Genomic DNA, 26,997 nt, shown 5'->3' with positions numbered 1-26,997 from the left:
CCACTGGATCTAGAAGTTAGCAGGCGGATGCCGGATGTGGGTGACCTAGATCGAAACGTTCGAACGTTCGTTCAGTTGGTGTCGAGTGGCCGGGCATGGCCGGACGCCGCCCGTCAGCCCCTGACGTCGGTGCCGCGCGCGGCGGCGACCAGGGCCCGGCCGTCTTCGAATCGCAGGAAGCCGGCCGTGACCGCGCGATCGGTGGCCTCCGCGAACTGTGCGAGGTAGCTGTCCCGGGTCGGGTACAGCGCGGCCAGGGCATCCGCGTCGAGCGCGACCGTGGCGCCGTTGTTCGGGACGTGGACGGTCTCGCCGGTGAGCGTCGCGACCGGGACATCGACGTGGGGTGTGCGCACGCCGCCCCGGGCGTTGCCGTGTTCGTCACGCACGATGCCGGTATCGGTGGTCGTGATCGGTGCGGCCGACGGGGGAGCGGTGCCGTCGTTCACCCACGTGTTGAGCGAACGGAGCGCCGCGGACACGACCTGCGCCTGCGGGCCGTCGTTGACGACCGGGATGGCCGCACTCAGATCCTTGATGGTGCCGAACTGGGCGGTGTACTGCGGGTAGAGGATGCGCAGGGCGTGCGCGTCGGAGTGCGCGGTGCCGGCGATCTCCCACGTCCGGATGCGATCGGTGTCCGGTTGGCGGGCCGCGACGAACGACCGCGGGCCGGGTCCACCGCCGAGTTCGAACAGTTCGGTCTCGGTGACGACCTGGAACACCGGGACGTCCAGGTCCGTCCGGACCCGAGCGGGCGCGACGACCGCGGGGCCGTCGGGTCCATCGAGAGCGGCGATACCGGAACCCGATCCGAGCGGTGCGCCGAATCCGGCGCGGCTGTGGACGAAGAGTCCGTCGAAGACCCGGGCACGTGGCTGGATCGCGTTGGCGTACGTCAGCATCCGGAACCCGGACTGCGACTGGCCCACCGCGATCAACTTCTCCACGGTCAGCCCGGCGAGCGGCTCGGCACCGCGCGGTGCGCGCAGTGCCGAACCCGCCTGCGAGAAGATGTCGTACGAGTAGGCGTCGCCCGGGTGGTGCAGCGGCCCGTAACGCTGCGGATCCCATGCCTTGAGGCCGACGACGTTGGGGCCCAGCGGGCTGCCGCCGGTGCTGTTGACGCCTGCGGCCTGGGCGGAGACACCCACCCAGGCGTAGCCCTGCAGCAGTTCGGAGTGCATGTAGCCGAAGTCGACATCCACGTCGATGTTGCCGCTGACGTTGAGCCACTCCACGACGACGGTGCCGTTGAAACGACTCGGATCCTTCGGCGCCCGCACCAGCAGTCGCGTCCGGTACGGGGCCTGCCCGGCCTCGGACACTCCCCACCGGCCGTCGGACTCCCACGGGCCGTCCTCGCGGTACGCGGCGGCGGTGCCGCTGAGGAAGAACTCCTGCTCGGTGTAACCGGCGGCGGTCAGGTCGACGGAGGTCGCAGTCCCCGGAGCGCTGCGCCTCCCCCCGGGCAGTCCGTCGCGGTCGGTGTCGAATCGTCTTGCGTGCAGGAACATGCGGATCGAGCCTCTCTGGCAGGGGCTGCGCCGTTGCAGCCCCCATTTCTGAAACTTAACGCTCTTGTGTGGCGACGATCACACTGGTGTCTCGCTGGGTGGGACTCCCGCTCGGTTCAGCCTCCGGCGTAGTCCCCGAACCGCGCGTCGACCTCCGCGGCGGTGAGCCCGTACTCCTCGAGCGTGTACCGGTGTGCCGGTTTGCGGTTGCCGGAACGGCTTTCGGCGTGCATGTCCGCCATCTCGCGGTGCGCCTGCTCGGACATCGGAATCGAGAAGTGGGAGTAGATCTTCTCGACGGTGCCCAACGGGTCGCCGACGAAGTCTCCGTAGTCGATGTCGATGAACTGCGCGGGGTCGTAGTTCGCCCGGGCCGCGGTGAAGTCCTCGAGGCCGCGCGCCCACAGGTCCAACTGGCTGCGGCCGATGACCTCGCCGCGGAACTTGTTCGACCAGCCCTCGGTGGCTTGCTCGGCGAGACTGCACACCGACGGGATGATGGTGCTCGGCGGGCGGTGGGTCTGGACGATCAGTGCGTCGGGGTAGACGGCCATCAACTCGTCGAGCGCGAACAGGTGGCTCGGGTTCTTCAGAACCCACCGTCGTTCCTGATCGGGCATGCCGATGAGCTGCAGGTTCTTCTTGTGCCGGGCGTACGCGTTGGTCCAGTCCTGACCCTCGAGCCATGCGGAGTACGTCGGGAGGTTCGCCAGGCACTCGTACGACACCGACTTGAAGGTCTGCCGCAGCAACTGCCAGCACTCCTCGACCTCGCCGGCCGACATGTAGTGCACGCCCATGAACTCGGGGTGATCGATGTGGTGCCGGCTGAACTGCTGCTCGATCGCCTGGAACACCGGGTTGGATTCCCACGTGTCCCGCGGCGGTCGTGGCTGCGGCATCTCGGTCAGCCACATCTCCAGACCCTGATGCGCCGGGTCGACGGTGAGCAGTCTGTGCAGCGCGGTGGTGCCGGTGCGCGGCAGTCCGGTGACGAAGATCGGACGTTCGATCGGGACGTCGGCGTGCTCCGGGAACTGCTTCCAGGCCGCCTCGCTGAGGAGTCGCGCAACGAGCGCGCCGCGCAGGAAGACTCGGGAGATCTTGCTGCCGAACGGCGTCAGATCCTCGTCGCGGGCGTACGAGTCGAGTAGTACGCCGAGGGCCTCGGTGTAGTCGTCGGTGCCGAAGTCTTCGAGGCCGGTCATCCGGGTGGCGGACGCGTGCAGGTCCTCGACGGTGCCGACGGAAGTGCGTTCAGTCATGGTGCTCCGGGTTTCTCTGTGTTTGTCCGGTCATTCCGCGGTTTCACTCCTAGTGGTGGAATTCGCCGCAGTTGACGTCGAGGCACTGGCCGGTGATCGCGCTCGCCATCGGCGAGGCCAGGAAGATCACTGCGGCCGCGACCTCGTCGGTGGTCGGAAGCCGCTTGAGGTCGCTGTTGGCGGCGGTGTGCTCGTAGATCTGGTCGACCGTGATGCCGAACTTCTCGGCCTGGTGCTCGAAGTACTTCTTCAGGGTGTCGCCCCAGATGTAGCCGGGAGCAACGGAATTGACGCGGATTCCCTGCGGGCCGAGTTCGGTGGCGAGGGACTGCGACATTGCGAGCAGGGCAGACTTGGCAAGCTTGTAGCTGCCGTACCGCTCCTGCGAGTGCCGCAGCACCATCGAGTTCACGTTGACGACCGCGCCCTTGGACTCGGCCAAGGCCGGGGTGAACAGTTGGGTCAGGCGCAGCGCGCCGAGCACCGTCAGCTCGATCGTGTCCCGGATGTGCTGGAAGTCGGTGCGGCCGAAAGGCTTCATCGACGGAACCGTGAACGCGTTGTTGATCAGGCCGTCGATCCGGCCGAACGCGTCGGTGGCAGCGGCGAGCAGATGTGCGGCCGAGGCGTCGTCGGTGATGTCGGTCGACACCGTCACCGCGCGGCGACCGAGGTCGGTGACCTCCTTGGCCACCTCGTCCAGTCGCTCCTGGGTACGCGCGGCCAGCACCAGGTCGGCGCCGGCCTCGGCGCAGCGCAGCGCGAGGGTGCGGCCGAGCGCCGGGCCCACACCCGAGATGACGATCACCTTGTCCTGCAGAAGATTTGTCATTGTCTACCCCAGCATCCGGTCGGCGACGGCGGCCCGACGCGCCGCGATGCGGGCGGCGAAGTCCTCCGGCGTGATCTTGTTGTGTTCGTGGAAGGGAAGTTTCGAGGCGACCTCGTCGAGCGTGACCACCTCGACGGTCGGGCCGTCGGCGGGTGTGAACTCCCGCGACGTCCGCTGCCACCGGAACTGCAGGTAGCCGCGCGGATGGCCGAGTGCCTCGAGCCAGTTGGTCACACCCGGATTCTGCTCGCTCAGGACCATTCGGATCATTCCGTCCGGATCGACCTGCGCCTGGGTGTTGTTCAGTGACGTCTGGTGATCGACATAGTCGAGCGAGATGTACCACAGGCTGCCGAGCTGGAAACCCTGGTACGGCGCATCGGATTTCGGGACCGTGATGATCATCGCCTCGTCGTCGGCGAGTTCGTAGTGGCCCACCGACGAGTACTGCGTGGCCAGGCCGCCCGGGGTGAGCCGCGGCGGCGTCATCGTGTTGACCGGCAGGTTGTCGTAGAACCACTGGGGGAACTGCAGCCACGTCTTGACCCGGCTGACCAGCGCCTTGCCGGCGCGGGAGAACCGCTTCTCGGTCTCCTCCTTCGTGAGCGGCGGCGCCGGGACACCGATCCGGTCGGTGCGTTCGATCCGGATGCTGCCCCGCTTCTGGCTCCAGTCGCTGTAGACCTCACGCACCACCAACTGCGTCGAACCCGGCGCGAGCGTGAAGTGGTTGCGTCGCCCGTCCGCCGGGCCGGGACCGAAGGTGGCGACGAACGTGCCGTCGTCCTCGATGTGAAGTTCCCGGTCGTCGAAGGCGATCTCGCTGCCGGGCACGTTCGCGTTGGTGTAGTTGCCGCTCAGGACCTGGAAGCTCAGGTCGGCGGTGGTGCCACGGGTTCCCGTGACGATGTACTCGGCGTCGTCGTTGATGCGGGCGCCGAAGTACAGGGTGTCGGGATTGTCGAGCCCCATCTTCGTGAACGGACCGGTGCCCTGGATGAAGTTCGGATGCGTCTTCTCGGTGGCCCACGCGGCGTGGACCGTGGCGAGGATGCCTCCGGCGAGGTACTGGTACCCCTCGAGCAGGTCCTGTTCGGTCCGGATGTGCGGGGCGCTCTCGACCAGCTTCTCGGCCTCCGCGATGGCCTCGGCCAGGGGATCGGTGAGCACGGACGGCTCCTTCTTGTGGTGGTACATATATGTACCCATGTGGTAGACCTGATGTGATTTCGACCATAGAACGTGTTCCAGGGAGTGGTCAATGAATTCGCGAGATTCCGGCGTGGCGGGGCCGGGGATCGGCCTGCCGAACGAAGGTTCGGCGGAGGCCGGTCGCCGCTCGCCGCCGACCGAACGCGTCGTCCAGGTGCTCGACTACCTCGTGGCACGACCGGACAAACGGTTCGGGCTCTCGGAACTTTCTCGGGCGCTGCAGATCTCGAAACCGACCTGCCTGGGGATCCTCGGTGCGCTGGTCGGTGGCGGGTACCTCACCCGCGATCCGGAATCGAAGGTCTACGGACTCGGCCCCGCCCTGATCGCCGCCGGCCGGGCGGCGCAGCACGGCTTCGCGATGGGACCGATCGCGCGGGCACGCCTCGACGAACTCACCGCGGAATTCGGAACCACCTGCACGGCGTCGACCGTGGTGGGCGACCAGATCACGGTGCTCGAGGTGACCGCGCCGTCGGGCGCGCCCACGATGGCGCGCGTCGGACAGGTGTACCCGTTCGCGCCGCCCGTCGGGCTGATGTACGTGCTGTGGGCCAGCGACGAGTCTCTGGAGGCGTGGCTGCGGCGCGAACCCGCGCTGCCGGTCCGCTCGGATCGTGAGCGCCTGCGCCGCGTCGTCGACGAGTGCCGGGATGCCGGCTACCTGGTGGAGACGCTCACGACGGTGGGGCAGCGGCTGCATTCACTCATGGCCGGCGTCGTCACGCGCGATCTCCCGCCCGAGATCCGCGAACTGCTCGGCGAGGTCGTGTCGAGCCTCGGCGAGCGCGTCTACCTGGCGCGGGAGGATCACGACGGCGGCGAGCATCCGGTGAACCTCATCGCCGCGCCCACCTACGACGCCGAAGGGAACCAGGCGCTGGTCCTGACGCTGTACGTCGGCGCCACGATCGGGAGCGAGGAGATCGAACGGCGCGCGGCCGCCCTGACGGCGGCGGCCGACGCCGTCACCGCGGAGGTCGGCGGGCGGCGGCCGGTCCGGGCCCGGTGCCCCTGACGGCCGAATGTCGCATCGGTGCGGTCCAGCTGAACGCATGTGACATTCGGTCGCGGGCCGACGAACGTTGACCGTGCCTGGAAACGCGTCCTATTCTCGGCGGACGCTTCAGGGTCGAGAATGGGTACCGAAGTCGAAAGCGAGCTGCAGATGAGTGGCCTGCAATCCCCGCCGGCCTACGAGCTCTCCCATCTCGGGGCGCTCGAGGCCGAAGCCGTCCACGTCTTCCGCGAGGTCGCCGCCACCTTCGAGCGTCCCGTCCTGTTGTTCTCCGGCGGCAAGGACTCCGTGGTGATGCTGCACGTCGCGGCCAAGGCGTTCTGGCCGGCGCCGCTGCCGCTGCCGGTGATGCACGTCGACACCGGCCACAACTTCGACGAGGTGATCGAGTTCCGCGACCGGACGGTGGAGCGACTCGGCCTGCGGCTCGTCGTCGCGAGCGTCGAGGACGACATCGCTGCGGGGCGGGTCGTCGACGAGACCGGCCCGCGGGCGAGCCGCAACCGCCTGCAGACGCATTCGCTGCTGCGCGGCATCCGGGAGAACAAGTTCGACGCCGTGTTCGGCGGCGCCCGCCGCGACGAGGAGAAGGCCCGCGCCAAGGAACGGGTCTTCAGCTTCCGGGACGAGTTCGGGCAGTGGGATCCCAAGGCGCAGCGGCCCGAGCTGTGGAACCTCTACAACGGCCGGCACCGCCGCGGGGAGCACATCCGGGTGTTCCCGTTGTCGAACTGGACCGAACTCGACATCTGGCAGTACATCGCCTCGGAGGAGATCGAGCTGCCGTCGCTCTACTACGCGCACCGCCGCCCGGTCGTCGAACGAGACGGAATGCTGTTGGCGCGCTCTCGGTTCCTGACGCTGCTGCCCGGAGAGGAGCCTCGGGAGTCGCTCGTCCGATTCCGCACCGTCGGTGACGCGACGTGCACCGGCTGCGTCGAGTCGACGGCCGCCACCGCGGCGGAGGTGGTGACCGAGGTGGCCGCGAGTCGCATCACCGAGCGCGGTGCCACCCGTGCCGACGACCGGATCTCCGAGGCCGGCATGGAGGACCGCAAGAAGGAGGGGTACTTCTGATGGCTCACACCCGGCAGCTCCTCCGCGTCGCCACCGCGGGCAGCGTCGACGACGGCAAGTCCACCCTGATCGGACGTCTGCTCTACGACTCGAAGTCCATCTTCGAGGACCAGCTCGAGGCCGTCGAGCGCAGCAGCCGCGAGCGGGGCACCGAGTACACCGACCTGGCGCTGCTCACCGACGGGCTCCGGGCCGAACGCGAGCAGGGCATCACGATCGACGTCGCGCACCGCTACTTCGCGACCCCGCAGCGCAAGTTCATCATCGCCGACACCCCCGGGCACGAGCAGTACACCCGCAACATGGTCACCGGCGCCTCGACCGCGGACCTCGCGCTGATCCTCGTCGACGCCCGCAAGGGCGTGCTCGAGCAGACCCGGCGGCACGCGTTCCTGTCGACACTGCTGGGTATCCCGCACCTCGTGCTGTGCGTCAACAAGATGGACCTCGTCGACTGGTCGCAGGAACGCTTCGGGGAGATCAAGGACGAGTTCGGTCAGTTTGCAACCAAACTCGACGTGCGCGACCTGACGTTCATCCCGGTCTCCGCGCTCGAGGGCGACAACGTGGTCACCCGCACCGAGAACATGCCGTGGTACGAGGGGTCGTCGCTGCTGCATCACCTCGAGGACGTGCACATCGCGTCCGATCGGAACCTCATCGACGCGCGGTTGCCCGTCCAGTACGTCATCCGCCCGCAATCGCGGAGCGATGCCGACCACCGCGACTTCCGGGGCTATGCGGGCACCGTCGCCAGCGGTGTGTTCAAACCCGGCGACGAGGTGGTCGCGCTGCCGTCGGGATTCACGTCGACCATCGCCGCGATCTGGGGGCCGGGTGGCGAACCCGTCGAGGAGGCGTTCGCGCCGTCCGCGGTGTGCGTGCAGTTGGCCGACGACCTCGACGTCAGCCGCGGCGACACCCTGTGCCGGCCGAACAATCGCCCGCTCGTCGGTCAGGAGATCGACGCGATGGTGTGCTGGCTCACCGAGCAGTCGGCGCTGCGTCCCGACACGCGGTACACGGTCCTGCACACCACCCGCGCCACCCGGGCGCAGGTGGTGCGGCTCGACTACCGCCTCGACGTCAACACCCTGCACCGCGACGAGACCGCGCAGTCGTTGGGGCTCAACGAGATCGGGCGTATCCAGCTGCGGACCCAGCAGTCGCTGCTGTTCGACCCGTACCGCCGCAACCGGGTGACCGGCAGCTTCATCCTCGTCGACGACACCACCGGCAACACCGTCGCCGCCGGCATGATCACCGGACCCACGCTCAAGGAATCGAAGGTGGTGTGGCACGCGGCCGCCGTGTCCCGCGCCGAGCGCGCCACCCGGGGCATGACGGTGTGGCTCACCGGGCTGTCGGCGTCCGGCAAGTCCACCGTGGCCGTCGAACTCGAACGCCGACTGGTCGCGGCCGGGATACCCGCCTACCGCCTCGACGGCGACAATCTGCGGCACGGACTCAATGCCGACCTCGGATTCACCGCCGCGGACCGCGCCGAGAACGTCCGCCGGGTGGGTGCGGTCGCGCAGTTGCTCGCGGACGGCGGCACCGTCGCGATCGCATCGCTGATCAGCCCCTACCACGCCGACCGGGACCGGGTCCGGCGCCGGCACCTCGATGCGGGCCTGCCGTTCGTGGAGGTGTTCGTCGACACCCCGATCGAACAGTGCGAGGCCCGCGACCCGAAGGGCATGTACGCCAAGGCGCGGGCGGGGGAGATCACCGGATTCACCGGCGTCGACGACCCGTACGAGGCTCCCGAGCGGGCCGAACTGGTGCTCCGACCGGAGGACGGCGATCCGGTCGCGCAGGCCGCCAGGATCATGGAGTATCTGAACCTGTGAGCACCGACGCCGAACTCGCGGCCGACCTCGCCACCCGCGCGGGGGATCTGCTGCTGGAGATCCGGTCCCGGGAACTGGGGGAGACCCCGCTGGGCACGGCGGCCGCGAAGGAGTTGGGCCGACGCGGAGACGCGGCGGCCGACGCGCTCCTGCTGGACGGGCTGGCCGCCGCACGGCCCGACGACGCCGTGCTGTCCGAGGAGGCCGCCGACGATCCCTTCCGGTCGGAGAACCCGCGGGTGTGGATCGTCGACCCGCTCGACGGCTCCCGCGAGTACGGTCTCGCCGGCCGCACCGACTGGGCCGTGCACGTCGCGCTGTGGGAACGGGACCTCGGCATCACGGCGGCGGCCGTCGCGCAACCGGCACGCGGCGAGGTGTACGTCAGCGGGGCGGTCCGGGCCGTCGACTCGCATCGTGACCGTCCACGAATTCTGGTGAGCGACAGTAGGCCCCCGCCGTTCGCGCGGGCGCTCGCCCGGCGGGTCGGCGCAGACGTCGCCTCGATGGGATCGGCGGGAGCCAAGGCCATGGCGGTGCTCCGCGGTGAGGCCGACGCGTACGTCCACGCCGGCGGGCAATGGGAGTGGGACTCGGCGGCACCGGTCGGCGTCGCACTGTCCGCCGGACTGCACTGTTCCCGGATCGACGGCACACCCCTGCGCTACAACCAACCGCATCCGTACCTGCCCGACCTGCTCATCTGCCGCCGGGACCTCGCGGTTCCACTGCTCGCCGGGATCGCCGAAGAGACCGGTGGCCCCACCGACACCCCACGGGTGGCGATGGCACGTGAGTACATCGATGCCCTCGTCACGCACGACACCGGCAAGGTCCGGCTCGCCCGGCACTGCCGCCGCTACGAGAACGGTCGGCGCACAGGCGATTCCGGTGAGGAGATCCGCGCCATGCTCGAGACAGGGGCGCAGTACCGGCCGATCAGCGCGGTCCGGGACCTCCGGTTCCGCGAGTGGGGCACCGACGTGGTCGCCCGATTCCTGCTCGACATGAGCATCGGAGGCGACACGATCACCGTCGCGATCACCGAGCACTTCTCGATCCCGAGCGCCGAGATCGACTCGATCACCGCGATCATCGAGCCGCAACACTGACGTCCGGGTCGGCCGGTAGGGTCGCCCCGTGGCATTCGACGACGAACAGCGTGCGGCCCTACTGGCATTGAAGGGCGTCGGTCCCACGGTGCTGCGACGACTCGAAGACATGGGCCACGACAGCTTCGCCGCGCTGCAGTCCGTTCACGCCGACGACATCCTCGATGCGGGGGCCGCGGCCACCGGTTCGACCTGCTGGCGCAACAGCCCGCAGGCAAGGGCGGCGATCGACGCGGTCCTCGAGCGGGCGAACCGGGATCGACCCTAACCGGCCTCGACTCAGAAGCGCAGCGCCATCGGGCCCGGGTTCCACAGCCCGGACCGTCGCTCGGTCACCGTCGTGAGTTCGGCGGGCACCGCGGACTCGTCGCGGGGCGTGAACTGTTCGATCTGACCCCAGTCGCGTCGCCAGTCGTGATTCAGATACGACGGGACCGTCTCGGCGATCAACAGTTGATCGGTCCAACCCAGTGGCCCGCCACCGAAATGGTCCTGCCACCGGTTCGTCGAGACCGCGCCGGGACGATCGGGAAGGATCCGGTACCCGGGCACCTCCGCGACACCGTTCGCGTGCGAGAACGGCTGCTGGCACGGGAACTGCAGCCCCACCGCCCAGTCCACGAGCACCGGGGTGTCGGAGCCGACGACGTCCTGCAGGGTCCGCGTCTGCGGGACGCGCGGCGGAGTGACCGCCAGCCACTGGTCCGGGTCGCGGTCCTCGTCGGCGGCGACGAGACGAACCGCGTCGGCCTCGGCGGGCAACTGGTCCAGGGGCACCCGCACGTTCCGCCACGACGGCTCGGGTCCGATGTCGAGGGGCAGCGCCCGACCCAGGACGTCGACCGAACCGTCGGGTCGGCGGACCCCGTACTCGAGTTCCAGATCCTGCCCGTACCGGACGATGCCGTCGGAGTCCATCGAGCGGATCCGTCCGGCGACGGCGATCGAGACGAGGTCACCGCGCGTTCCGTCGTCGCCGACGGCCGGCAGTCCGTACCAACCGCTGACCAGCGACGCCGGCGTCTGCTCGCCGGCGCGGTAGCTACCGAGCACGGGTGTGGTTGCGGGGTCGAGTCCGTACGGCAGCGCGACGGTACTGCCGTTGATGCCCGCAGCGCCCTCGCCGCCACCGGTCCCGGCCGCGGTATCGGTCGAGGTGGACGCCCCGTCCGGGTTGACCAGGTTCGCGGTGCCCGCCGCCGCGGCCTCCGCGTCGGCACTGAGATCCGACGCGACGCCGTTGGGTCCGAACCCGGTGGATTCGGTGCCGGCGAGTGCGGTGGCCGCGTCGCCCGAGAGCGGCTGCAGCATGGACGCATTCGGGTCGGTCTCGAGGAGCACGTCGTTCGCGAGCCCGCAGTTCTGGCCGCGGAGCGCGTCGAAGTTCGACCTGCCGACCGAGTACGCGGGATACTGGCTCACCGTGCCCTTCGCGAGCGAGAGCACCTCGAACAGCACCATCGCGGCGGCCGCGATGGTCAGCGGGGGCAGCGCCCACAGTCGCCGGGTGCGGGAACCCGGTGCGGGGACGGGGGAGTCACGAAGGTGACACCACGTCGCGACCCCGACCATCACGATCGCACCACCGAACAGCATGGTCGCGGCCCCGGTGCCGGCGAATGACGGCGGCTTGTCCCACCACGGCACACCCCACGCCGACACGTACCAGTAGTTGTTCGTCCCGATGAACGTGAACGCCAGCAGGAAGAGCATCCCGGCAGCGAACAGTGCACGGTTGCGAGGCGAGCGCAGCACGGCGGTGCCGACGGCGACGGCGGTGAGGACCGCGAGGGCACCCGCCAGACCGGCGAAGACGCCGAGGTGATGCGTCCACTTGGTGGGCGTGAACATCATCAGCGCGACAGCGCCGATCGTGACCCCGATGATGCGGCGCGACGGACCCGCCGACGTGCCGGGGATGCGGCCGCTCTTGCGCAGGATTGCGAGGGTGCAGACCGCGAGCCCCAGGAACATCACGAAGATGCCGAACCGGCGCGCCAGCGAGCCGTCGGCGGTGTCGTTGAGCAGCCACTGGTAGCGCAGGTTCTCGCTGAACCACTTCTCGCTCGGGCCGCCGGCGACGTGCGCGTCCTGCATGGCCGGGACCACCGCGAGCGTCTGATCGGCGAAGATCGCGACGAGAATGGCGGTGCCGGAGGCGATGAGCGGCAACAACAGTGCCGCGAATCCGACGGCCTTGGCGCGCGCGATCACGATCCGCAGCAGCGGGCGCAGCCCCGCGAGCAGTGCCGCGAAACAGATGACACCGGACGGACCGACCGAGAGCGTCGCCGCGGCGATCAGGATCGCGACCGCGGCCGGCAGCAGCCGCCGCGTCGCGATGGCACGCTCCACCGAGCACCACGTGAGCAGCACCCCGGCCGCGACGATCGGTTCCGGGCGCAGACCGTTGTTGTACGGCAACCACACCGCGAGGAATCCGAGGGCGCCCGTCCACAACACGATCTTGTTCGTGCGTGCCGCCGCACCCAGGCGGGGCACCACCTCCCGGCTGAGCACCAGCCACGTGACGACGCCCGCGAGCAGCGCCGGCAGGCGCACCCACGGACTCGCGTTCCAGATGTCGTCGAGCAGGCCGAAGATGTAGTAGTAGGGCGTGCCGAACGGGGTCTCGGGCACGGCGAAGTAGCGGAAGTAGTTCGACATGTAGCCGGACGACTGCGCCGACCGCGCCATCGTGTACTGGTAGCCGTCGTCGGCGGTGGTCGCGCCGATGAAGTGCCACAGCAGCAGGGTTCCGATGACGACGACGTCCAGGACGCCGAAGCGCCACCACCGGGCGGGCAGGAAGCGGCGCGCCCGGCGACCGTCCGTCAGGTCCAGCCGATGCAGTGCGACCAGCGCCAGCAGCGTCGCCAGCACCGTCACGATCATCGCGACGATCTTGATCAGTGTGGGGGTTGTCGAGAACCGGGTGTCGAGGGGCGCGGTCACCTGCAGGCCCTCGGGGGCCACACCGTCGAGATCGCTGAACACGCCGACGATCTGGGGGCGGAAGTCGCCCTCGAAGGTCTTCGTCACGAGGTCGCCACCCGGGCCGGTGATCGACGCGATCGTCCGGGTCGAATCGGACGAGACGACGATCGCGCAGTCGACGCCGGACACCTCCGACAGCGGCATGGAGATCAGTGACCGGTCACGGAGGATCACCTCCAGGCGCGTCGGCGCGGACTCCGACGCCACGGTCTTGGCGATGAGGCCGTACTGCTCCGTTCCCGGTGCTCCCGCCGGAATCGTCGAGACCAGGAGTCCGCCGTCGTCGAGACCGGCGGCCGTGGCGCACGGGATCCGGGCGTCGAACGTCATGGGCGCATACGACACGAGGGGCGCCTCGACGCTGCGCGGCGACCCGTTCTGCGGCCACGACAGCGTCGCCTGTTCCTGATGCACCGGAAGCAACGGAATCGCGAGCGCCGACACGATGCCGACGACCGCCGCGACGATCGCGATCAGGCGTGCGCGTCGAAGCCCCCACTTCGATGCCACCCGTTCGTTCGTCCGTGTCTGCCCCTGCGCGGATACATGCTCCGCCCCCACCATGCTGTCGACCACGAGAAGCGATGGTAACTGCAATCACATCAACCACAGCCAGACGCACCGACTCACTGCGAAATCCGGCAATTCGCCGGGTACAACTGACGGATGAAGGTGTACACCGGAACCGATCCCGCAATCGACCTGTCCTCGGTCGCGGACTTCGCCAGACGCGTCGAGGCCGCAGGCTACGACGGACTCCACGTCTCGGAGACCGTGCACGACCCGTTCCTGCTCGCACTGCTCGCACTGCAGGCGACCGAACGGATCACGGTGCGAACCTCGGTGGCCCTCGCGTTCGTCCGCAGCCCGCTCGTGACGGCCTACACCGCGTGGGACCTGTCGAAACTGTCCGGCGGGCGGTTCCACCTCGGCCTCGGCAGCCAGATCCGGCAGAACATCGAGGAGCGGTACGCGATGCCGTGGAGTGCGCCCGCGGCCGCGATGCGCGAGTACGTCGGGGTCGTGCGGGCCGCCTTCGAGACGTTCCGCACCGGCGAACTCGTCGCGTACGAAGGCGACACGTACCGCTTCACCCGCATGCAGCCCTACTTCAACCCGGGCCCGGACACGACGACCCCGCTACCCCCGATCTACCTGGGCGGTGTGGGGCAGCGCATGCTGCGCGTCGCGGGGGAGTGCGCGGACGGCCTCGTCACCCACCCCACCAACTCCGATCCGCGCTACCTCGCCGACGAATGCGTGCCGGCGCTCACCGAAGGCGCGGCGACCGCCGGTCGCGCACTGGACGACTTCGACGTCGTCGCCGGACTGCAGGTGATCACCGGCGCGACCGACGCGGAGGTCGCCGAGGAACGCGAACGCCGTCGTCGGCTGTTCGCGTTCCTGTACTCGACCCCGGCCTACAGCGGCGCCCTCGAACGCCACGGCTTCCCCGACCTCCAGGGGCGGCTCGCCGAACTCGTCCGCCACCAGGATTGGGATCGACTGCGCGACATCGTCACCGACGACGTCCTCGGCACGGTCGTGCCGACCGCCCGCTACGACGCACTCGCCGACACCGTCCGCAGCCGACTCGACGGCGTCGCCCGCAGTGTCACACTGGCGCTGCCCGAGAATCCCGATCAGGATCGCCGCATGGCCGAGGTGGTCGCAGAGTTGCAAACCCGATAGGGAGTGACATGAGCCGTCTCGCTCGGATCGTGCCGGTGCTCGCCGCGCTGCTGTGCGGGGTGCTCGCCGGTCGGGTGCTGTGGTCGCCGATGCCCGACGACCCCGTCAGGGCGTCGAGCAGGCTCCCCGACGTCCTCTCCGTGAACGGCGTGGGTGTCGCGGGCGCCGCCGTCGTGGCCGTGCTGGTGACGGTGGCGCTGACCCGGCGGCGCTCGCTCACTCTGGTGACGACCACCGCCGTCGCCGGGCTGCTGCTGCTCGCATTGCCGGAGTTGCTGGCGTACCCCGACGATCCGGCGGTACTCCTGTACTCCAATGCCGTTGCCGCAGGCATGGTCCTGGGCGCGATCTCCCCCCTCGCCGCCCGCGAGCGCGACGCCCAGGCCGCACTCGCCGCGGGTGCCATCGGCGCGTTCCTGTTGTCGGGCGCGTTCGTGGCGTTGCGCCGGTTCGGCACGGCGGACTTCGGCTGGACCGCCTACTCCGGATATACCCCGCTGACGACGGCGGAATCGACGGACCAACCGGGCGTGGTGGGCCTGTGGCCCGCCGCCGTGGCGGCGGTACTCGTCGTCCTGACGGCGCTTCTCGACCGGCGGACGTCGTGGACCGCGCGGGTCGACACCCCGTGGCTCGCGGCCACCGCCGCACTGCCCGTCGCGGCCTTCGTCGCCGCCTGGATCCTGGTCGAGTCGGGGGCACGGCCCGAGTGGTGGTATCCGTACGCCGGTCTCGCGACGGTGCTCGTCGCCTGGATCGCGTGGCACCTGCCCGGGCGTGACGGACAGGTGGTGTTTGCCGGGGCGGCGGTGCTCGCCGCGGCAACCGGGGGAACGTGGTCCGGCGGCGACTGGTGGTCCCTCGCCGTCCCGGCCGGCCTGATCGTCGTCGGTGTCGTGGTGGGCCTGAGGTGGCCGGTTCCGGCCGCCGGGTTCGGACTCCTGGCGTTGGTGGCCGCGGGCGCCATCGTCGACCTCGACCGCTCGGACCTGCCCCAGATCGCCGCGATGTTCGTGCTGCCCGTCGCCGCGGGGTACGTGGTCGGGTCGTGTCTTCCCGCCTCCGCGCCGGCGTCGACGGTCGGACTGTCGCTGCCGTTCACCATCGGGGTCCCGGGCATCGCGGCCGTGGCCTGGACGATCACCGAACGGTACGCGGACTACGCGTCGGCGTCCCCGCAGCCGATAGCGGTCTCCGTGCCCGCCGGCGTGGTGGCGCTCGCGGTGATCGTCCTGTGCGGTGTGGGCGCGTGGGGGCTGGAACTGCGATCGGGAGCCCAGAGCACGCACTGACGCGCACTGACGCGCGCTGACGTCGCCGACACCGCATAGGAAACCTGGGAAACACCCCCGGAAACGGCTGAAGGCCCCACTCTCGAAAGAGTGGGGCCTTCTCGGTGCCCCCGGCAGGATTCGAACCTGCGGCCTTTCGCTCCGGAGGCGAACGCTCTATCCCCTGAGCTACGGGGGCGCACCGGAAATCCGGTGTGCCAGTGGGCGGAGTTAGCGTAGCGCATTGTCGGCGATCATCCACATCGGCTGGTAGATCGGTGTTTTTCGCGCGGCCGACGCGGAAACGAGACCGGGCGGCGCATCCGTTGGAGGATGCGCCGCCCGGTCACGGATGCCGCGCTCAGTTCATGGGAAGCGGTACTGCGTTCCGCTCCGCGAGCATGCCCGTGATGAGCGTCGATTCGCCCTGCTGGGTCGCGACCATCGTCTTCGCGAGGTTGCGGACCACCGGAACGTCCGCGTACTGCTGGGCGTACTCCATCATCGGCAGCCCGCCCTGATGGTGGCGCAGCATGAGCTGCAGGAACATGACGTCGAGTTCCGGCCCCGTCGCCTGTCCCAGCGCCGACATCTCCGCGGGGCTGGCCATGCCGGGCATCGAGCCGGTGTCGTGAGCGGGCGCCGACGCCTTCGACGCCTCCGACGCCGCGGTGCTCCCGTGAGCGCCGTGACCCTCACCCTCGGTCATCCACGTCATGTACCCGCCGGTGGGCAGCGGCGCCTGATCCCACAGAGCCAGCCAGCCCTGCATCTGGCCGACCTGGTTCTGCTGGGTCGTCAGGATGTCGTACGCGAGATTCTTCACCGTCTGATCGCCGGACTTCGTCAACGCGATCGTGGCCATGTCGATGGCCTGGTTGTGGTGGACCGTCATGTCCTGTGAGAACCCGACGTCGACGGAATCGGCCTTCGGGACCGTCGCGGTGTCGTCGTCGAGCGGCAGCTTCACGAAGAATCCGAGCGCGAACCCGATCGCCAGGACACCGATCAGCCCGATCACCGTGAGCGCCGTCCGCTGACTGCGGTTGGACGCTGCCGGTGCCGACGCGGCCTGGTTCTGGTCGTCGGTCACAGGCCCTGTCACCCGTTTCCGCCGGGGATCTCGGAGGCGTCCGGCGCGATGCCGCCACCGTCCATCGGAACCGCGTCCGGTCCCGGCGCGCTCGCGTCGAACGCCGGCGGATTGGCCGGATCGAACGAGCCCGGGATGGTCGAGCAGCTCGCGCCGACCTCGGGGTAGGCGAACCGGTTGAGGCGCAGCGCGGCGATGAACTGGTCGATGCGCTCGTCGTCGGCACTGTCGACCTTCAGCTGGTGCCCCCACGACTGCAGCGAGATCGGCGAATCCAAGCCCGGGTACGGCGACATCATCATGTAGCCGTCGCGGGAACTCGCGCGCTCCTCGAGCAGCTGACGCTGGGCGTCGTCGACCTTGTCGGGGTTGTACGCGATCCAGACCGCACCGTGCTCGAGCGAGTGGACGGCGTTCTCACTGCGGATCGGGTTCTCGTAGACGGTGCCCATGCACGTCGCCCACACGGCGTCGTGCGGTCCGCCGAACGGCGGCGACTGGTCGTAGGCCACGCGCTGCGTCGCGTCGACGTGCACACCGGCCGGGTAGTCGATCTTGACGACACCGTCGATCTCGGTCGACGGATCCTGATTGGACTCCGACGGCGCGAACTTCGCCACCGCCTGCTGGTCCTGATACTTCGGGAAGATGTTGATCGCGAGCACGCCGATCAGGGCGACGACTGCGACGACGGCGCCGATGGTCAGCCACGGAATCTGGCGCGGCGCGCCCGGACCGCGTTTGGCGGCGGGCACCCCGCCCTGCTTCTTGGCTGCTTTGATCGCCTTGGCTGACTTGGCCCCCGTGTTTCTGTTACCGGGACCGCGACTTTCCGAACCGCTGGGCATCGATGAGTGCTCTTTCGGTGATTGGACATAGGGCATCTCCGAGGAGTATGGAGCGTCCGGGATCCCCCTCAGGCTTCACCACTGTACGTTCCGACCCTGAGGGAAACCTCTGAGAGGGCGATACTGGGTAATCGGTGCGCTCGTCCAGGCAATAAGATGGACTCCTGTGACTCCAGCCGACCTTGCCGAACTGCTCCGAGGGACCGCCGCGACGGTGCTCGCCGAGCACGGACTCGACGTATCCGTACTGCCCGCGACGTTGACGGTCGAGCGTCCTCGTAATCCCGAGCACGGCGACTACGCCACCAATGTGGCGATGCAGGTCGCCAAGAAGGCCGGCGCGAATCCGCGTGATCTGGCCACGTGGTTGGCGGCGGCGCTGACAGCAGCCGACGGCATCGATTCGGCGGAGGTCGCCGGACCCGGCTTCCTCAACATCCGCCTCGCCGCGGACGCCCAGGGCGCGATCGTCGCGCAGGCACTCGAGGCCGGCGCCGCGTACGGTGCGGGCGATGCCCTCGCCGGGAAGCGGATCAACCTCGAGTTCGTCTCCGCGAACCCCACCGGCCCGATCCACCTCGGTGGAACGCGCTGGGCCGCGGTCGGCGACGCACTGGGCCGCATCCTGGCCGCGCAGGGCGCCGACGTGACCCGCGAGTACTACTTCAACGACCACGGCCGTCAGATCGACCGATTCAGCAATTCGCTGGTCGCGGCCGCGCTGGGCGAGCCGGCCCCCGAGGACGGCTACGCCGGCGCGTACATCGAGGACATCGCCGCCGACGTCGTCTCCCGCGTCCCCGGCGCTGCGGGCCTGCCCGAGGACGAGCGTCGCGAGACGTTCCGTTCGATCGGCGTCGAGCTGATGTTCGCGCACATCAAGCACACGCTGCACGAGTTCGGTGTCGACTTCGACGTCTACTTCCATGAGAACTCGCTGTTCGAGTCCGGTGCCGTGGAGAAGGCGGTCGAGACCCTGAAGGGTTCCGGCAACCTCTACCACGAGGACGGTGCGTGGTGGCTCAAGAGCACCGACTTCGGTGACGACAAGGACCGCGTCGTCATCAAGTCCGACGGTGACGCCGCCTACATCGCCGGTGACATCGCGTACTTCCAGGACAAGCGCTCCCGTGGTTTCGATCTGTGCATCTACATGCTCGGCGCCGACCACCACGGCTACATCGGACGCCTCAAGGCCGCCGCGGCCGCGTTCGGCGACGACCCCGACACCGTCGAGGTCATGATCGGCCAGATGGTCAACCTCGTCCGCGGCGGTGTCGCGGTGAAGATGAGCAAGCGTGCCGGCACCGTCATCACCCTCGACGACCTCGTCGAGGCGATCGGCGTCGACGCGTCCCGCTACGTGCTGGTGCGCTCGTCGGTGGACCAGAGCATCGACATCGACCTCGAGCTGTGGACGAGCACCAGCAACGAGAACCCGGTGTACTACGTCCAGTACGCGCACGCGCGCCTGTGCTCGATCGCCCGCAATGCCGCCGACCTGGGGCTGAGCTCACAGAACCCGAACCTGGGCCTGCTCACGCACGACCGCGAGGGCGACCTCATCCGCACCATCGGCGAGTACCCGCGCGTCGTCGCGAAGGCCGCCGAACTGCGCGAGCCGCACCGCATCGCGCGCTACCTCGAGGAACTCGCGGGCACCTACCACCGCTTCTACGACGCGTGCCGCATCCTGCCGCAGGGCGACGAGGAGGCCGGCGACCTGCACACCGCGCGCCTCGCACTGTGCGACGCGTCGCGTCAGGTCCTGGCCAACGGGCTCGGACTGCTCGGTGTCTCCGCACCGGAGCGGATGTGAACGCGCATCCGGCCGGTCCCCGGCACGCCGAGATCCAGCACGCCCCGGGCCTGCCCCCGCGTCCCACCGCGCCGTCGGAGATGACGGCGCTGCCCGCGCAGGTCTGGCCGCGCGGCGCCGAACGCGGCTCCGACGGTGTCGTCCGGATCGCGGGTGTCCCGGTCACCGACCTGGCCGCGAAGTACGGCACCCCGCTGTTCGTCGTCGACGAGGACGACTTCCGGTCCCGCTGCCGGGAGATGGCCCGCGCCTTCGGCGGTGCCGACCGCGTCCACTACGCGTCGAAGGCCTTCCTGTCCGCGGAGATCGCCCGCTGGGTCCGTGACGAGGGACTGTCGATGGACGTCGCATCGGGCGGCGAACTCGCCGTCGCACTGCACGCCGGGTTCCCCGCCGAGCGCATCACGATGCACGGCAACAACAAGTCCGTCGCCGAACTCGACACCGCCGTCGCGGCGGGGGTCGGGCACATCGTGCTCGACTCGATGATCGAGATCGACCGCCTGGACGAAGCCGCGGCCCGACACGGCGTCGTGCAGGACGTGCTGATCCGCATCACCGTCGGCGTCGAGGCACACACGCACGAGTTCATCGCGACCGCGCACGAGGACCAGAAGTTCGGTTTCTCGCTGTCCGGCGGCAAGGCGATGGACGCCGCCGCGCGTGTCCTCGGGGCCGGCAACCTGCGCCTCGTCGGCCTGCACAGCCACATCGGCTCGCAGATCTTCGAGGTCGACGGCTTCGAGTTGGCCGCACACCGGGTGATCGGCCTCATCCGGGAGATCGTCGACCGGTTCGGTGCCGAGAAGGCCGCGCCACTGACCATCGTCGACCTCGGCGGCGGTCTCGGCATCTCGTACCTGTCCAGCGACAATCCGCCGCCGGTGGACCAACTCGCGGCCAAGCTCGCCCACATCGTGGCCACCGAGTCCGCCGCCGCGGGACTGCCCGCCCCGACCCTCATGGTCGAGCCCGGTCGCGCCATCGCCGGCCCCGGCACCATCACGCTGTACGAGGTCGGCACCATCAAGGACGTCACCCTCGATGCCGGCGCGACGCGGCGGTACATCAGCGTCGACGGCGGCATGAGCGACAACATCCGCACGTCGCTGTACCAGGCGGAATACGACGCCCGCCTGGTGTCGCGGGACAGCGACGGCGAACCCGTCGTCGCGCGTGTCGTCGGCAAGCATTGCGAAAGTGGTGACATCGTCATCCGCGACGCGTGGATGCCGGACGACCTGGGACCCGGAGATTTGCTCGCGGTCGCGGCGACCGGCGCATACTGCTATTCGATGTCCAGCCGCTACAACCTGCTCACCCGGCCCGCCGTGGTGGCAGTGCGAGACGGCGCCTCACGCCTAATCTTGCGTAGGGAAACTGTGGAAGATCTGCTCAGCTTGGAGGTTTCGGAGTGACCAGCGAATCGGCGCAGCGCGCCATCGGGGTGGCTGTTCTCGGCCTGGGGACCGTGGGCAGCGAGGTGGCTCGGATCATCCGCGAGCACTCGACCGACCTCGAGGCCCGGGTCGGTGGGCGACTGGAACTGCGCGGTGTGGCGGTACGCCGCATCGACGGCGATCGCGGGGTGCCGCAGGAATTGCTGACCACCGACGCGGAAGCCCTCGTGACCCGTGACGACGTCGACGTGGTCGTCGAGGTCATCGGTGGCATCGAGTTGCCGCGCAAACTGGTGCTCGCCGCGCTCAATGCGGGCAAGTCCGTGGTGACGGCCAACAAGGCACTGCTCGCCGAGTACACCGGCGAACTCGCCGAGGCGGCCGAGCGGCAGAGCGTCGACCTGTACTTCGAGGCCGCCGTCGCCGGTGCGATCCCCGTGATCCGCCCGCTCACCCAGTCCCTCGCCGGTGATCGGGTGAACCGCGTCCTCGGCATCGTCAACGGCACCACCAACTTCATCCTGTCCGCGATGGACGAGACCGGCGCCGACTACGCCGACACGCTCGCCGAGGCCGGCCGTCTGGGCTACGCCGAGGCCGACCCGACCGCCGACGTCGAGGGCTTCGACGCCGCGTCGAAGGCCGCGATCCTCGCCTCGATCGCGTTCCACACCCGCGTCACCGCCGGTGACGTGTACCGCGAGGGCATCTCGAAGATCACCTCGGACGATCTCGACGCCGCCAAGTCGCTGGACTGCACCATCAAGCTGCTGTCGATCTGCGAGCGGATCGTCGCCGAGGACGGCAGCGAGCGGGTCTCCGCCCGCGTCTACCCGGCGCTCGTTCCGCGCGAGCACCCGCTCGCCGGCGTCAACGGCGCGTACAACGCCGTGGTCGTCGAGTCCGCCGCCGCGGGCCGCCTGATGTTCTACGGCCAGGGCGCCGGTGGCGCCCCCACCGCGTCCGCCGTCATGGGCGACCTCGTGATGGCCGCGCGCAACCGCGTGCACGGCGGGCGTGGACCCCGCGAGTCCAAGTACGCGGATCTGCCCATCGCACCCATGGGCGACATCCCCACCCGCTACTACGTGAACATGCAGGTGGCCGACCGTGCCGGTGTGCTCTCGGCGGTCTCCGCCGAGTTCGCCAAGCGCGGCGTCAGCATCTCCACGGTCCGGCAGGAGGGTGCCGGTGACGGTGCACGCCTGGTGGTCGTGACTCACCTCGCGAACGACGCGGCACTCTCGGAAACGGTTGCCGCCCTCGCCGAACTCGAATCTGTAACCGCTGTGACCAGCGTGCTCCGACTGGAAGGTACCTCCGAATGACCGGCGCCAGCCCCAAGGCCGACACCAAGACGACCGCCGTCCACACCCCGTGGCCGGGACTGATCGAGGCCTACCGCGACCGGCTCGCGATCGGACCGAACTGGAAGACCGTCACCCTGCGCGAGGGCGGCACGCCGCTGCTGCCCGCCGGGCACCTGTCCGAGCTCACCGGCTGCGACGTGTACCTCAAGGTCGAGGGCCTCAACCCCACCGGTTCCTTCAAGGACCGCGGCATGACGATGGCCGTCACCGACGCGCTCGCCCGCGGCCAGCAGGCGGTGCTGTGCGCCTCCACCGGCAACACCTCGGCGTCGGCCGCCGCGTACGCCGCTGTGGCCGGTATGGGCTGCGCGGTGCTGGTTCCGCAGGGCAAGATCGCGATGGGCAAGCTCGCCCAGGCCGTCATGCACGGTGCGCGAATCATCCAGGTGCAGGGCAACTTCGACGACTGCCTCGAGCTGGCTCGCAAGACCACCGCCGAGTTCCCGACGATCGGCCTGGTCAACTCGGTCAACCCGGTGCGCATCGAGGGTCAGAAGACCGCCGCGTTCGAGATCTGCGACGCCCTCGGCAAGGCCCCCGACGTGCATGCACTGCCCGTCGGTAATGCCGGCAACATCACCGCCTACTGGCGCGGGTACTCGGAGTACTTCGCCGACGGCATCACCTCGGTGCGCCCGCGCATGCTCGGTGTCCAGGCAGCCGGCGCTGCGCCGCTCGTGCACGGTGCCCCGGTCAAGGACCCGGAGACCATCGCGACCGCGATCCGTATCGGCGCGCCCGCGTCGTGGGACGGTGCCGTCGCCGCCAAGGAGGAGTCGAACGGCGCGTTCCGTGCCGCCACCGACGAGGAGATCCTCGAGGCGTACCGCCTGATCGCGGCCACCGAGGGTGTCTTCGTGGAGCCGGCGTCGGCGGCCAGCGTCGCCGGCCTGCTCGCCGCGCGCAAGGAGGGCTGGCTCGATTCCGGTCTGACCGTGGTCTGCACCGTCACCGGCAACGGCCTCAAGGACCCCGACACCGCCCTCGCGGGCATGCCGGCGGTGCAGCCGATCCCGGTCGACCCTGTGGCTGTCGCCTCCGCCCTCGAGCTGGCGTAGTGACCACGGCCAGGGACACGGCAGCGACACCGGTGAACCAGGACGAGACGACCCGGACCACGATTCGGAACCAGGCGATGACACAGACCCTTCCCGTCGGACTCACGGTGACCGCTCGCGTCCCCGCGTCCAGTGCGAATCTCGGTCCGGGATTCGACACGCTGGGGCTCGCACTGGGTCTGTACGACGAGATCACGGTCACCACCACCGAGTCGGGCCTGACCGTCCGGGTCGAGGGGGAGGGCGCCGACGACGTGCCGTGGGGTCCGTCGCACCTCGTCGTCCGCGCCATCGAGCGGGGTCTCGAGGCTGCGGGAGTGTGGGCCGACGGCCTGGATGTGGTGTGCCGGAACGCCATTCCGCACTCGCGAGGTCTCGGTTCGTCGGCGTCGGCAGCTGTCGGTGGCCTGGCCGCGGCCAACGGGCTCGCCCGCAAGGCCGCTCCGGAACTGGAACTGACCGACGCTCAGCTGGTTCAGCTGTCGTCCGAGTTCGAGGGACATCCGGACAATGCCGCCGCCAGCGTGCTGGGCGGCGCGGTGGTGTCGTGGAGTGAGACCGCCGACGACGATGCGCAGCGCCTCTACCGCGCCGTGCGGTTGCCAGTGCACTCCGACGTCCGGGTGGTGGTGCTGGTGCCGTCCGAGCGTTCGTCGACCGCGCTCACCCGTGGACTGCTCCCGGAGACCGTTCCGCACCGTGACGCGGCCTTCAACATCAGCCGCGGTGCGCTCGCGGTCGTCGCGCTCACCCAGCGCCCGGACCTGTTGATGACCGCGACGGAGGACAAGCTCCATCAGACGCAGCGGGCGCCGGCGCTGCCGCTCACGACGCGGTGGATCGCGAAGCTGCGTGAGGCGGGGATCGCTGCCACCGTCTCGGGTGCCGGCCCCACCGTGCTGGCGCTGTCGAACCGGCCCTTCCCGGACGCGCTGCGGGTCGAGGCCGAAGGCGAGGGCCTGCGGGTGCTCGACCTCGAGATCGCCGACGGGGTTCAGGTCGACTGAGTCCGGATGGACCGATCGGACGCGCTCAGGACTGCTTCTTGCCCAGTGGGGCATTCGCCGCTATCCTGAGCGTGTCCGTACATCGTGCGCTTCAGACGCCGGTGCTTCACCAGGGCAGTCGCTCCATTTCTTCGGGGTAATCCTGGCACGATTCTTGCGCGCTCTCCTCTGCGTGGATCGATCGACAGCACCCGCCTCCTCGGGTGATGTGATGGAGGACAAGCCGACATTCCATCCAGCGGATACGGCACATCCGAGTTCAGTTGTCGACTGAACTGCGGGACGAACCCTCGGCTTTGCGCAGCGCGAGCGAGGGAAGGAAAGGACCTCCGTGACCGATACGGACCTGATTGCCACGCCTGTCCAAGATTCCCCGGCAGAGGCCGCGGGTGCCCGGGCGGGAAATTCTCCACAGACTTCTGACGCTGCACCGCGCGAGGGCGCGGTCGTCGCGTCCACCAAGCGTGCCGATGCACGCCGCGGGGCCGGGCTGTCCGGGATGGTGCTCGCCGAGCTTCGTTCGCTCGCGGGCGAACTCGGCATCAAGGGCACCTCGGGTATGCGCAAGGGCGACCTGATCGCCGCGATCAAGGAGCGCCAGGGCGGTTCGAGTGCTGCCAAGGCGGCTCCCGCGAAGTCGGCGCCCGCCGAGGCGGCTCCCGTGAAGTCGGCGCCCGCCGAGGGCGCGCCCGCCGCGGAGACCCCGGCTCCCCGCAAGGAGAGCGTCGAGCAGTCGGCGCCGCCGGCCGCCGATGCCCAGGACGGCACCGACGCCGAGCAGGGTGGCCGCCGCGGCCGCCAGCGTCGCGGCGCGTCGCGCCGGTCGGGTGCCCCTGAAGGCGCCGAGAACGACAACACTCAGTCCGGCAATGCGCCGGCGGAGCCCAAGGCCACCGACTCCGACAAGGAGCAGGGCCGGGAGCAGCAGTCCGACGAGCGCGGTGAGCGTGGCGGACGTCGTGAGCGCGGCGAGCGGGGTGACCGCGGCGATCGTGCTCAGGGCGGTGACCGTGGCGAGCGCGGTGACCGTGGTGAGCGCGGTGACCGTGCTCAGAGTGGCGATCGATCGCAGGGCGGCAACGGACCCCGCGGTGAAGGTCGCGGCGATCGCCGTGACGGTGACGACGACGAGGGCGGCCGCGGCCGTCGTGGGCGTCGCGTCCGTGAGCGTCGTCGTGGACGCGACCGTGGCGAGGCGGGGGAGGGCCGGGATGCCCGGGAGCCCGAGATCCGCGAGGACGACGTCCTGCAGCCGGTCGCCGGCATCCTCGACGTGCTCGACAACTACGCGTTCGTGCGCACCTCCGGCTACCTCGCCGGCCCGAACGACGTGTACGTCTCGATGAACCTGGTTCGCAAGAACGGCCTGCGCCGCGGTGACGCGATCACCGGTGCGGTCCGCGTTCCCCGTGAGGGTGAGCAGCAGAGCAGCCAGCGGCAGAAGTTCAATCCGCTGGTGCGCCTGGACACCGTCAACGGTGGCGACGTCGAGGCGGCGCGCAGGCGTCCCGAGTTCAACAAGCTCACGCCGCTCTACCCGAACCAGCGACTGCGCCTCGAGACCACGCCGAACATCCTCACCACGCGTGTCATCGACCTGGTCATGCCGATCGGTAAGGGACAGCGCGCCCTGATCGTGTCGCCGCCGAAGGCCGGTAAGACAACGGTCCTGCAGGACATCGCGAACGCGATCACGGTGAACAACCCCGAGTGCTACCTGATGGTGGTCCTCGTCGACGAGCGTCCCGAAGAAGTCACCGACATGCAGCGTTCGGTGAACGGCGAGGTCATCGCGTCGACGTTCGACCGTCCGCCGGCCGATCACACCTCGGTCGCCGAGCTCGCCATCGAGCGCGCGAAGCGCCTCGTCGAGGCCGGTCGCGACGTCGTGGTGCTGCTCGACTCGATCACCCGCCTGGGTCGCGCGTACAACAACAGCTCGCCCGCGTCCGGACGCATCCTGTCCGGTGGTGTCGACTCGACCGCGCTGTACCCGCCGAAGCGTTTCCTCGGTGCCGCTCGCAACATCGAGAACGGTGGCTCGCTGACGATCATCGCCTCGGCGCTGGTCGAGACCGGCTCCACGGGCGACACGGTGATCTTCGAGGAGTTCAAGGGCACCGGCAACGCCGAGCTCAAGCTCGACCGCAAGATCGCGGAGCGTCGGGTGTTCCCGGCCGTCGACGTCAACCTGTCGAGCACTCGTAAGGACGAGCTCCTCATGAGCCCGGACGAGTTCGCCGTCGTGCACAAGCTGCGGCGTGTGCTGTCCGGTCTGGACACGCACCAGGCGATCGACTTGCTCGTCGACCGTCTGAAGAAGAGCAAGAGCAACATCGAGTTCCTCATGCAGGTCTCGAAGACCGCTCCGGGTGCCCTGGAGGACTGACCTCCGGGCGCGTTCCCGATCGACGACGTCCGTCCCCGTGTGCCTCGCGCCGCGGGGACGGCGTCGTATCGGGCGGGAATCAATCGGGCCGGGGGCGCGTTTATGAGGATGCGTCCGCCTCTGGCAGAATGGGCGATCGCGTGACAATCATGTCCGGTTCCGGTTCA

The 26,997-nt window shown here is 69.3% G+C and carries 20 protein-coding genes and 1 tRNA gene; 13 read left to right on the top strand and 8 right to left on the bottom strand.

Features of this window, described 5'->3' with window-relative positions:
• Window positions 1–113 precede the first annotated feature (113 nt).
• The 4 genes from IJ15_RS0110980 to IJ15_RS0110965 all read right to left on the bottom strand — a co-directional run bounded on the left by IJ15_RS0110980 (window position 114) and on the right by IJ15_RS0110965 (window position 4,784).
• Window positions 114–1,517 carry an alpha/beta hydrolase domain-containing protein gene (locus IJ15_RS0110980; RefSeq protein WP_031938387.1) on the bottom strand — a complete coding sequence of 468 codons (1,404 nt, stop codon included), beginning with the start codon at window positions 1,515–1,517 and terminating at the stop codon, window positions 114–116.
• A 116-nt stretch (window positions 1,518–1,633) separates the two neighbouring features.
• Window positions 1,634–2,782 carry a sulfotransferase family protein gene (locus IJ15_RS0110975; RefSeq protein WP_031938386.1) on the bottom strand — a complete coding sequence of 383 codons (1,149 nt, stop codon included), beginning with the start codon at window positions 2,780–2,782 and terminating at the stop codon, window positions 1,634–1,636.
• A 49-nt stretch (window positions 2,783–2,831) separates the two neighbouring features.
• Window positions 2,832–3,614 carry an SDR family oxidoreductase gene (locus IJ15_RS0110970; protein ID WP_031938385.1) on the bottom strand — a complete coding sequence of 261 codons (783 nt, stop codon included), beginning with the start codon at window positions 3,612–3,614 and terminating at the stop codon, window positions 2,832–2,834.
• Window positions 3,615–3,617: 3 nt separating this feature from the next.
• Window positions 3,618–4,784, bottom strand: a complete 1,167-nt coding sequence (locus IJ15_RS0110965) for a hypothetical protein (RefSeq protein ID WP_031938384.1) — start codon at window positions 4,782–4,784, stop codon at window positions 3,618–3,620.
• 91 nt (window positions 4,785–4,875) lie between these two features.
• Here IJ15_RS0110965 and IJ15_RS0110960 point away from each other — a divergent pair, with 91 nt between their 5' ends.
• The 5 genes from IJ15_RS0110960 (at window position 4,876) to IJ15_RS0110940 (ending at window position 10,154) form a co-directional block, all read left to right on the top strand.
• The gene (locus tag IJ15_RS0110960; protein WP_081880688.1) at window positions 4,876–5,844 is read left to right on the top strand and encodes an IclR family transcriptional regulator; all 969 of its coding nucleotides are present in this window, start codon (window positions 4,876–4,878) and stop codon (window positions 5,842–5,844) included.
• 150 nt (window positions 5,845–5,994) lie between these two features.
• Window positions 5,995–6,921 carry a sulfate adenylyltransferase subunit CysD gene (cysD, locus tag IJ15_RS0110955; protein ID WP_031938382.1) on the top strand — a complete coding sequence of 309 codons (927 nt, stop codon included), beginning with the start codon at window positions 5,995–5,997 and terminating at the stop codon, window positions 6,919–6,921.
• A complete protein-coding gene (gene cysC, locus IJ15_RS0110950) occupies window positions 6,921–8,774 on the top strand; it encodes an adenylyl-sulfate kinase (RefSeq protein WP_031938381.1) in 1,854 nt (617 codons plus the stop codon). The genes cysD and cysC overlap by 1 nt, the downstream gene beginning before the upstream one ends.
• On the top strand, window positions 8,771–9,886 hold the full coding sequence (locus tag IJ15_RS0110945) for a 3'(2'),5'-bisphosphate nucleotidase CysQ (protein WP_031938380.1): 1,116 nt from the start codon (window positions 8,771–8,773) through the stop codon (window positions 9,884–9,886). The genes cysC and IJ15_RS0110945 overlap by 4 nt, the downstream gene beginning before the upstream one ends.
• Window positions 9,887–9,914: 28 nt before the next feature.
• The gene (locus tag IJ15_RS0110940; RefSeq protein ID WP_031938379.1) at window positions 9,915–10,154 is read left to right on the top strand and encodes a Rossmann-fold NAD(P)-binding domain-containing protein; all 240 of its coding nucleotides are present in this window, start codon (window positions 9,915–9,917) and stop codon (window positions 10,152–10,154) included.
• An 11-nt stretch (window positions 10,155–10,165) separates the two neighbouring features.
• On the opposite strand, the gene IJ15_RS0110935 is transcribed toward IJ15_RS0110940, so the two are convergent.
• Complete coding sequence (locus IJ15_RS0110935) at window positions 10,166–13,459, bottom strand: arabinosyltransferase domain-containing protein (protein ID WP_031938378.1); 3,294 nt, start codon at window positions 13,457–13,459, stop codon at window positions 10,166–10,168.
• A 90-nt stretch (window positions 13,460–13,549) separates the two neighbouring features.
• Here IJ15_RS0110935 and IJ15_RS0110930 point away from each other — a divergent pair, with 90 nt between their 5' ends.
• Together IJ15_RS0110930 and IJ15_RS0110925 are read left to right on the top strand one after the other, a co-directional pair.
• Window positions 13,550–14,575, top strand: a complete 1,026-nt coding sequence (locus IJ15_RS0110930) for a TIGR03617 family F420-dependent LLM class oxidoreductase (RefSeq protein ID WP_031938377.1) — start codon at window positions 13,550–13,552, stop codon at window positions 14,573–14,575.
• Window positions 14,576–14,583: 8 nt separating this feature from the next.
• Window positions 14,584–15,867 carry a hypothetical protein gene (locus tag IJ15_RS0110925; protein WP_031938376.1) on the top strand — a complete coding sequence of 428 codons (1,284 nt, stop codon included), beginning with the start codon at window positions 14,584–14,586 and terminating at the stop codon, window positions 15,865–15,867.
• Window positions 15,868–15,972: 105 nt separating this feature from the next.
• Here the strand turns inward: IJ15_RS0110925 and IJ15_RS0110920 are convergent.
• From IJ15_RS0110920 to IJ15_RS0110910, 3 genes are all read right to left on the bottom strand, one after another.
• Window positions 15,973–16,045 (bottom strand) — tRNA-Arg (locus tag IJ15_RS0110920).
• A 162-nt stretch (window positions 16,046–16,207) separates the two neighbouring features.
• Window positions 16,208–16,939: a DUF305 domain-containing protein gene (locus IJ15_RS0110915; RefSeq protein WP_031938375.1), complete on the bottom strand. Its 732-nt coding sequence runs from the start codon at window positions 16,937–16,939 to the stop codon at window positions 16,208–16,210.
• An 8-nt stretch (window positions 16,940–16,947) separates the two neighbouring features.
• Window positions 16,948–17,787 (bottom strand): DUF3105 domain-containing protein, encoded by an 840-nt coding sequence (locus IJ15_RS0110910; RefSeq protein ID WP_031938374.1) that lies wholly within the window; start codon window positions 17,785–17,787, stop codon window positions 16,948–16,950.
• A 166-nt stretch (window positions 17,788–17,953) separates the two neighbouring features.
• Between IJ15_RS0110910 and argS the strand changes: the two genes are divergently transcribed.
• From argS to rho, 6 genes are all read left to right on the top strand, one after another.
• Window positions 17,954–19,606: an arginine--tRNA ligase gene (argS, locus tag IJ15_RS0110905; RefSeq protein WP_031938373.1), complete on the top strand. Its 1,653-nt coding sequence runs from the start codon at window positions 17,954–17,956 to the stop codon at window positions 19,604–19,606.
• Window positions 19,603–21,024, top strand: a complete 1,422-nt coding sequence (gene lysA / locus IJ15_RS0110900; protein WP_031938372.1) for a diaminopimelate decarboxylase — start codon at window positions 19,603–19,605, stop codon at window positions 21,022–21,024. The genes argS and lysA overlap by 4 nt, the downstream gene beginning before the upstream one ends.
• Window positions 21,021–22,334, top strand: a complete 1,314-nt coding sequence (locus IJ15_RS0110895) for a homoserine dehydrogenase (protein WP_031938371.1) — start codon at window positions 21,021–21,023, stop codon at window positions 22,332–22,334. Before lysA ends, IJ15_RS0110895 begins: the two co-directional genes overlap by 4 nt.
• Window positions 22,331–23,434 (top strand): threonine synthase, encoded by a 1,104-nt coding sequence (thrC, locus tag IJ15_RS0110890; protein WP_031938370.1) that lies wholly within the window; start codon window positions 22,331–22,333, stop codon window positions 23,432–23,434. The genes IJ15_RS0110895 and thrC overlap by 4 nt, the downstream gene beginning before the upstream one ends.
• Before the next feature lie 77 nt (window positions 23,435–23,511).
• Window positions 23,512–24,441 (top strand): homoserine kinase, encoded by a 930-nt coding sequence (gene thrB, locus IJ15_RS0110885; RefSeq protein WP_031938369.1) that lies wholly within the window; start codon window positions 23,512–23,514, stop codon window positions 24,439–24,441.
• Window positions 24,442–24,772: 331 nt separating this feature from the next.
• Complete coding sequence (gene rho, locus IJ15_RS0110880; protein WP_031938368.1) at window positions 24,773–26,830, top strand: transcription termination factor Rho; 2,058 nt, start codon at window positions 24,773–24,775, stop codon at window positions 26,828–26,830.
• Window positions 26,831–26,997 lie beyond the last annotated feature (167 nt).

The organism is Prescottella defluvii, assembly GCF_000738775.1.
GTDB lineage: Bacteria > Actinomycetota > Actinomycetes > Mycobacteriales > Mycobacteriaceae > Prescottella > Prescottella defluvii.
The sequence above is the reverse complement of the archived record's forward strand: the minus strand, read 5'-3'. Positions and strand labels throughout refer to the sequence as shown.

What these genes read in the sequence shown, in the direction of transcription:
- thrB (WP_031938369.1), top strand. Translation starts at nt 23,512, where the DNA reads ATGACACAGACCCTTCCCGTCGGACTCACGGTGACCGCTCGCGTCCCC.
- cysC (WP_031938381.1), top strand. Translation starts at nt 6,921, where the DNA reads ATGGCTCACACCCGGCAGCTCCTCCGCGTCGCCACCGCGGGCAGCGTC.
- IJ15_RS0110980 (WP_031938387.1), bottom strand. Translation starts at nt 1,517, where the DNA reads ATGTTCCTGCACGCAAGACGATTCGACACCGACCGCGACGGACTGCCC.
- IJ15_RS0110960 (WP_081880688.1), top strand. Translation starts at nt 4,876, where the DNA reads ATGAATTCGCGAGATTCCGGCGTGGCGGGGCCGGGGATCGGCCTGCCG.
- IJ15_RS0110930 (WP_031938377.1), top strand. Translation starts at nt 13,550, where the DNA reads ATGAAGGTGTACACCGGAACCGATCCCGCAATCGACCTGTCCTCGGTC.
- IJ15_RS0110925 (WP_031938376.1), top strand. Translation starts at nt 14,584, where the DNA reads ATGAGCCGTCTCGCTCGGATCGTGCCGGTGCTCGCCGCGCTGCTGTGC.
- cysD (WP_031938382.1), top strand. Translation starts at nt 5,995, where the DNA reads ATGAGTGGCCTGCAATCCCCGCCGGCCTACGAGCTCTCCCATCTCGGG.
- IJ15_RS0110975 (WP_031938386.1), bottom strand. Translation starts at nt 2,782, where the DNA reads ATGACTGAACGCACTTCCGTCGGCACCGTCGAGGACCTGCACGCGTCC.
- IJ15_RS0110970 (WP_031938385.1), bottom strand. Translation starts at nt 3,614, where the DNA reads ATGACAAATCTTCTGCAGGACAAGGTGATCGTCATCTCGGGTGTGGGC.
- thrC (WP_031938370.1), top strand. Translation starts at nt 22,331, where the DNA reads ATGACCGGCGCCAGCCCCAAGGCCGACACCAAGACGACCGCCGTCCAC.
- IJ15_RS0110910 (WP_031938374.1), bottom strand. Translation starts at nt 17,787, where the DNA reads ATGCCCAGCGGTTCGGAAAGTCGCGGTCCCGGTAACAGAAACACGGGG.